Below are 5,973 nucleotides of genomic sequence, written 5' to 3'. Positions count from 1 at the left end.
GGGGACGGGCCGGGCGGCTCGGCGGAGAAACCTCCCGCGGCAGGTCGGGGACGTGCCGCCGTCCGGTCGGCCGGCGCCGGGCCGCCGGCGGGACGGTCGAACGGCGTGGTGCGGTCGGCGGGCGCGGACTGACGGCGCAGCACGGCGGTGCTGTCGAAGTCGGCGCGGGCGTCGGCGGGTACGGCGTCGGCGGGCGCGTCAGCCGGGGCGTGGGCGGGCGCGTCGGCCACGGAACCGCCGCGGCCGCCCGCCCACGCGGGCGCGGCGTCGGCGGCCTGCCCGCCCGGCCGGTCGGCGACCGTCGCGGCGGACCGGCCGGGCGCCTTGTGGGCGCGGCCGCGGCCCTTCTTCCGGCCGTCCTCGGAGCGGCCGGCGGCGGCCAGCGCCTCCCGCGCCTGCGAGATGCGTATGGCCTCCATGGTCATGTCGTGCCGCATCTCGGCCCGGCTCCAGGCCCGTTCGGCCAGCTCCCACATGGTGGCCAGGTGGCGGACGTCCGTGCCGGTGACCTCGGCGAGCGCGGAGACCGCGCCCTGCGGAGGCAGCAACCTGCCGTTGAGGTAGCGCTCCCAGGACGTCTTGCTGTATCCGGTGCGGTCCGAGAGGGCGGACAGACCCAGGCCGCTGCGGTCCACGAGCTGGCGCATCTGGCCCGCGAACTCCCGGATCTCCGGGTCAAGCTCCTCCGGTAGCGCCTTCCAACGAGGCATTGCCTCCCCCTCGCCCCCAGTCCGTGTTGTCTTCCACCCTCGTTTCGCTTCGGACGGCGGTTCGCCGCCCTCCACCGGAAGAGGGACGTATGGCCCAAGTGTGCCATCTGTCGTGACGGCGCCCAGCCGGGATTCGGTTCTCCGAGACAGGTAACAAAAACGGAACAACCGGTCGCCGGGCCACCGTCGTCCGGCTCCGTCGCCGGCCGGTGACCGTACGCGCCGGTCGGGCGCGGCTTTTGTCATGTTCCGACCGGCGAACCACGGCCGCCGCGCGCCCGGTGTCCGATATCCGGCGCGCCGGGAGGCGGATGCTCAGTGCACCGTGAAGCGGATGACCTCCTCCAGGAACGGCAGTTCCAGCCAAGGATTCGGCTGCGCCATGAGCGCCAACACCACGATCAGCGTGCCCAGCACCGAGTACGTCAGCAGGTCGGTGAACCGGGACCGCACGGCGAGCATGCCCACCGACGGCACGAACCGCCGCAGCACCGCGCCCAGCAGCAGCGAGCCGCCGACGACGAGTATCCCCACCCGCGCCTCGGCCAGACTGAGCAACAGCCCGACCACCACGCCGCCCAGCACTGTCAGGATCGGCCACTGCCGGTAGGGGGCGGGGGCACTGCCGGAGGCCGCCCGCCCGCCGCCCTCGGGCCGGGCGGTGTCCCTGGTCAGCATGGGGAAGCGGCGCGACCGGCGGTTCCCGTTCGCGTCGGGGTTCCGCGGACCCCCGGCGGTGGAGTCGGCGCCCATGCCGGTCAGCCCGCGTTCCGCTCGGCGGCCTCGACGACGTTGGACAGCAGCATCGCCCGGGTCATCGGGCCGACCCCGCCGGGGTTCGGCGCCACCCACCCGGCGACCTCCGCCACACCCGGGTGCACGTCGCCGACGATCTTCCCCGACTCGTCGCGGCTCACACCCACGTCCAGCACGGCGGCGCCCGGCTTGACGTACTCCGGCTTGATCAGGTGCGGCACACCGGCGGCGGCCACCACGATGTCCGCCCGGCGCAGCTGGGCGCCCAGGTCCCGGGTGCCGGTGTGGCACTGCGTGACGGTGGCGTTCTCCGAACGGCGGGTCAGCAGCAGCGGCAGCGGGCGCCCCACGGTGATGCCGCGCCCGACCACGACCACCTCCGCGCCGGCGATCTCCACCCCGTGCCGCCGCAGCAGCTCGATGATCCCGTTCGGCGTGCAGGGCAGCGGCGCCGGCTCACCGAGCACCAGCCGGCCCAGGTTGGTCGGGTGCAGGCCGTCGGCGTCCTTCGCCGGGTCCATGAGTTCGAGCACCCGGTTGGTGTCGATGCCGCGGGGAAGGGGAAGCTGCACGATGTAACCGGTGCAGCCGGGGTCCGCGTTCAGCTCCCGGACGACGTCCTCGATCTCGTCCTGCGTGGCCGTACCGGGCAGTTCACGCTGGATGGAGGAGATGCCGACCTGGGCGCAGTCGCGGTGCTTGCCCGCCACGTACTTCTGGCTGGCGACGTCGTCGCCGACGAGGACGGTGCCGAGGCCGGGGGTCACACCCCGGGCCTTCAGGGCCTCGACCCTGGTGGCGAGTTCGGACTTGATCGCGGCAGCGGTGGCCTTGCCGTCGAGAATCTGGGCGCTCATGGCCCCTATCCTCCCGGATCCGGGGCCCGCGTCTCCAGTCAGGGAGCCGGTGGCGGGGTGTGCGGGCCGTCTCACCGCCCGGCCGCGTTCACCGGGGCCGGCTGGACACCCCTCAACCCCGGCCGTGATGATGACACTCAGTGCTGCGACCGACGCGGGGCGGTCGCGGGGGAGGCACTCCGATGGTTTCCTCCCGCCGAAGGAGGCGGCACGCCCGACCCGCGTCGACGACCGCTCGGAGGGAAACCAGCGTGAGCTACCCGAACGACAACAACCCCTACGGCTCGCCGCCCCCCGGCCAGCCGCCGCAGCCCTACGGCCAGCCCCAGCAGCCGCAGGCCTACGGCTACCCGCAGCAGCCCTACGGCCAGCAGCAACCGTACGGCCAGCAGTCGCCCTACGGTCAGCCGCAGCAGCCCGGCTACCCCGGCGCCCCGACGCCGCCGCAGGCCATGCCGGGGCAGGTCGTGACCGCGCGGGTGCTGATGTTCGTCGCCGGCGGTCTGCTGGCGCTCGGCGGACTGGCGATGCTGATCCTCGGCCTCGTCGCGCAGGGCCTGTCGAATCGCGAGCTCCGCGAGATCGGTATGCACGAGCTCGGCCGCGACGGCCTGACGGTGTTCGCGCTTGTCCTCTTTGTGCTGTTCGGGGGCCTCGCCGCCTTCCACATCGTGACCGCCGCGAAGTTCGGCAAGGGGCGCAGCGGTACGCGGGTCGCCGCGATCATCGCCGCGTCGGTGAACGGCGTGATGGCGGTGCTCTCCCTGATCACGTCGGCCGGCAACGCCGGCTCCCTGCTCATCGCGTTCGTGTGGACGGCGTCCTGTGTGGTGACGCTGGTGTTCCTGTCGATGGCGCAGGCGTCGCAGTGGTTCAACCGCCCGCAGTACTGAGCCCGGAACGCTGACCCCCGGTTGCTGGGCCCGGGCACGACGGAGGGCCGGACCGCGTCACGCGGTCCGGCCCTCCGTCCACGTCCGTCGCCGGTCGGGGTCCGGGTCAGTGGAAGAAGTGGCGGGTGCCCGTGAGGTACATCGTCACGCCGGCCGCGCGGGCCGCCTCGATCACCTGCTCGTCGCGCACCGAACCGCCCGGCTGCACCACGGCCCGCACCCCGGCGGCCGTCAGCACCTCAAGCCCGTCGGGGAACGGGAAGAACGCGTCGGAGGCCGCGAACGAGCCGGCCGCACGCTCCTCCCCGGCCCGCTGCACCGCGAGCTTCGCGGAGTCCACCCGGTTGACCTGGCCCATGCCGACGCCGACCGTGGCACCGCCCTTCGCCAGCAGGATCGCGTTCGACTTCACCGCGCGGCAGGCCCGCCAGGCGAAGGCGAGCTCGGCCAGTTCCTCGGCCGGCAGCGCGTCGCCGGTGGCCAGCGTCCAGGACGCCGGGTCGTCGCCGTCCGCCTGGAGCCGGTCGGCGACCTGGAGCAGCGCGCCGCCGTCGACCGGCTTGAACTCCAGCCGCGAGCCCGGCTCCTGGGGGCAGCGCAGCACCCGGATGTTCTTCTTCCGGGCGAGGATCTCGACGGCGCCGTCCTCGTAGTCGGGCGCGACGACGACCTCGGTGAAGATCTCCGCGACCTGCTCGGCGAGTTCGGTGGTCACCGGGCGGTTCACCGCGATGACGCCGCCGAACGCCGACAGCGGGTCGCAGGCGTGCGCCTTGCGGTGCGCCTCCGCGACGTCCGAACCGACCGCGATACCGCACGGGTTGGCGTGCTTGATGATCGCCACGGCCGGCTCGTCGTGGTCGTAGGCGGCACGGCGGGCGGCCTCGGTGTCCGTGTAGTTGTTGAAGGACATCTCCTTGCCGTGCAGTTGCTCGGCCTCCGCCAGACCACCGCCGCCGTCCGTGTACAGCGCGGCGCCCTGGTGCGGGTTCTCGCCGTAGCGCAGCACGTTGGCGCGGGTGTAGGTGGCGCCGAGGAAGTCCGGGAAGCCGGACTCGCCGGCGACCTCGTCCCCGGCGTAGTCACCGGCGAACCAGGAGGCCACCGCCACGTCGTAGGCGGCGGTGTGCTGGAACGCCTCGGCGGCCAGCCGCCGGCGCTCGGCCAGCTCGAAGCCGCCGTCCGACACGGCCTTCAGCACGTCGGCGTAGCGCTCCGGGTTGACGACCACGGCCACCGACGGGTGGTTCTTGGCGGCGGCGCGGACCATCGAGGGGCCGCCGATGTCGATCTGCTCGACGCACTCGTCCGGAGAGGCGCCGGAGGCGACGGTCTCACGGAACGGGTAGAGGTTCACGACGACCAGCTCGAACGGCTCCACGCCCAGCTCGGACAGCTGCTCGCGGTGTGCCTCGAGACGCTGGTCGGCGAGGATGCCGGCGTGCACGCGCGGGTGCAGGGTCTTGACCCGGCCGTCCAGGCACTCGGGGAAGCCGGTCAGCTCCTCCACCCTGGTCACCGGCACTCCGGCGTCCGCGATCCGGGCGGCGGTCGAGCCGGTGGAGACCAGCTGCACCCCGGCGGCGTGCAGGCCGCGCGCCAGCTCCTCCAGACCCGTCTTGTCGTAGACGCTGACCAACGCGCGGCGGATCGGCCGCTTAGTAGCTTCGGCACTCATGCCGGAACCCGTACCTTTCGTCCCTCGATGCGGTAACCGTCGCGGGCGAGGCGACCCACGACGTCGACGAGCAGGCGACGCTCGACTTCCTTGATGCGCTCGTGCAGCGCGGACTCGTCGTCCTCCTCCCGGACCTCCACCACGCCCTGCGCGATGATCGGTCCGGTGTCGACGCCGTCGTCGACGAAGTGGACGGTGCACCCGGTCACCTTCACGCCGTAGGCGAGCGCGTCACGCACGCCGTGCGCACCGGGAAAACTGGGCAGCAGCGCCGGGTGGGTGTTCACCAGGCGCCCGCCGAACCGGGCCAGGAACTCCGGGCCCACGATCTTCATGAACCCGGCCGAGACGACCAGGTCGGGGCGGTGGGCGGCGGTCGCCTCGGCGAGCGCGCGGTCCCAGTCCGCCCGGGTCGGGTGGTCCTTCACCCGGCACACGAACGTCGGCAGCCCGGCCCGCTCCGCGCGGTCCAGACCCGCGACACCCGAGCGGTCCGCGCCCACGGCGACAATCCGCGCCCCGTAGCCGTCCGCCCCCACGGCGTCGATCTCGTCCAGCAGTGCCTGGAGGTTGGTGCCCGAGCCGGACACCAGCACGACCAGCCGGGCAGGCTCCGCGGAGGGTGCGTATGCAGACACGGGAACACGCTCTTTCCGACCCGGCGGTCAGTCTTCGTGACGATCTTCGTGACGATCCGGGGCCGCCGCCACGGCGACCCTTGTTGCGGCCTTGTGCGATCCGACAGGCGACGGGGGTGTGTCCGTACGGGGAACCCTACGAAGCGGTCGGTCGTCAGCAACGATACCGGCACGTCCCCAGGCCCCCGTGGGACGGGTGCGCGGCCAGCGGGTAGCGTCTGGCGTACGACTCCGCGGCCCGGCCCGCGGCAGGCGCACGAACACGAAGGGGAAGACTCACACCACATGACGGACCCACGTCGCGCCTCCGACCGCTCGGACACCCCCGGCCAGGAGGACAACCCGTTCGCCCCGCCGCCGCCGGACGCCCCCGACCGGCCCTGGCAGCCCCGCCGGACCACCCGGGAGACCGGCGACCCGGAGAACCCGAAGAACCCGGAG

The 5,973-nt window shown here is 73.2% G+C and carries 6 protein-coding genes; 1 reads left to right on the top strand and 5 read right to left on the bottom strand.

Going from position 1 to position 5,973, the window contains the following annotated elements; translation table 11 throughout:
• From GL263_RS28505 to GL263_RS19700, 3 genes are all read right to left on the bottom strand, one after another.
• On the bottom strand, nt 1–710 hold a 710-nt coding region (locus GL263_RS28505), incomplete at its 3' end, for a helix-turn-helix domain-containing protein (RefSeq protein ID WP_228456670.1).
• A 315-nt stretch (nt 711–1,025) separates the two neighbouring features.
• On the bottom strand, nt 1,026–1,388 hold the full coding sequence (locus GL263_RS19705; RefSeq protein ID WP_438947981.1) for a DUF3017 domain-containing protein: 363 nt from the start codon (nt 1,386–1,388) through the stop codon (nt 1,026–1,028).
• A gap of 80 nt (nt 1,389–1,468) precedes the next feature.
• Entirely contained in the window at nt 1,469–2,323 is an 855-nt protein-coding gene (locus GL263_RS19700) for a bifunctional methylenetetrahydrofolate dehydrogenase/methenyltetrahydrofolate cyclohydrolase (protein ID WP_182857062.1), read from the bottom strand.
• Nucleotides 2,324–2,574: 251 nt separating this feature from the next.
• On the opposite strand from GL263_RS19700, the gene GL263_RS19695 reads away from it, so the two are divergent.
• Nucleotides 2,575–3,216, top strand: a complete 642-nt coding sequence (locus tag GL263_RS19695; RefSeq protein ID WP_182857061.1) for a hypothetical protein — start codon at nt 2,575–2,577, stop codon at nt 3,214–3,216.
• 106 nt (nt 3,217–3,322) lie between these two features.
• On the opposite strand, the gene purH is transcribed toward GL263_RS19695, so the two are convergent.
• A complete protein-coding gene (gene purH, locus GL263_RS19690) occupies nt 3,323–4,894 on the bottom strand; it encodes a bifunctional phosphoribosylaminoimidazolecarboxamide formyltransferase/IMP cyclohydrolase (protein WP_182857060.1) in 1,572 nt (523 codons plus the stop codon).
• Nucleotides 4,891–5,532: a phosphoribosylglycinamide formyltransferase gene (gene purN / locus GL263_RS19685; RefSeq protein ID WP_182857059.1), complete on the bottom strand. Its 642-nt coding sequence runs from the start codon at nt 5,530–5,532 to the stop codon at nt 4,891–4,893. Before purN ends, purH begins: the two co-directional genes overlap by 4 nt.
• Nucleotides 5,533–5,973 lie beyond the last annotated feature (441 nt).

It is taken from the genome of Streptomyces durbertensis (assembly GCF_014156695.1).
Lineage (GTDB): Bacteria > Actinomycetota > Actinomycetes > Streptomycetales > Streptomycetaceae > Streptomyces > Streptomyces durbertensis.
Note: the sequence above shows the minus strand (reverse complement) of the source record. Positions and strands in the feature narration are given on the sequence as shown.

Bases quoted from the DNA above. Each gene is read 5' to 3' on its own strand.
- GL263_RS19705 (WP_438947981.1), bottom strand. From the start codon at position 1,388: ATGCTGACCAGGGACACCGCCCGGCCCGAGGGCGGCGGGCGGGCGGCC.
- GL263_RS19700 (WP_182857062.1), bottom strand. From the start codon at position 2,323: ATGAGCGCCCAGATTCTCGACGGCAAGGCCACCGCTGCCGCGATCAAG.
- purH (WP_182857060.1), bottom strand. From the start codon at position 4,894: ATGAGTGCCGAAGCTACTAAGCGGCCGATCCGCCGCGCGTTGGTCAGC.